The organism is Frankia sp. CcWB2, from assembly GCF_977927585.1.
Map to the genome: position 1 here is coordinate 2274 of NZ_CDWRCM010000220.1, position 507 is coordinate 2780.

The following is a 507-nucleotide window of genomic DNA, read 5'->3' on the forward strand; positions in this document are numbered from 1 at the left end:
GAAGATAGCGGATGTGCAACGTTCCGGTTGGTACTCCCCGGTCCTCGCCGCCGGGAGCCGTCAGGCCCGTGCGGTGGCCCATCCCGCTATGGCCGTACTCCCACACATCTCACGGGCGTGCAACGATCGACCCATGCCTGTCCTCCACGTCGACGCGGGACTCGGATCCGGGCCGGGCGGCGTCTCGCCCCCGCCGACCGGTGCCGCGCTCACCCGGCGGCTCGGCCTGGCCGACACCGCGCCCTTCCTGCGGGCCTGTCGACGGGAGCCCCCCGGGACCACGCCGGTGTGGTTCATGCGTCAGGCCGGGCGGGTCCTGCCCGAGTACCGGGCCCTGCGCGCGGGAGTCGCCATGCTCGACTCCTGCCGGGAGGCCGAGATGATCACTGAGATCACGCTCCAGCCGGTACGCCGGTTCCGGCCGGACGCGGCGATCTTCTTCTCCGACATCGTGGTGCCCCTGGTCGCGATCGGCCTCGACATCGACATCGTCGCCGGGATCGGACC

General features: G+C 71.8%; 1 protein-coding gene. It reads left to right on the forward strand.

The genetic code is table 11. From position 1 onward, the window contains the following. Window positions 1-133: 133 nt before the first annotated feature. On the forward strand, window positions 134-507 hold a 374-nt coding region (locus ACY45C_RS18675; RefSeq protein ID WP_462188865.1), incomplete at its 3' end, for a uroporphyrinogen decarboxylase family protein.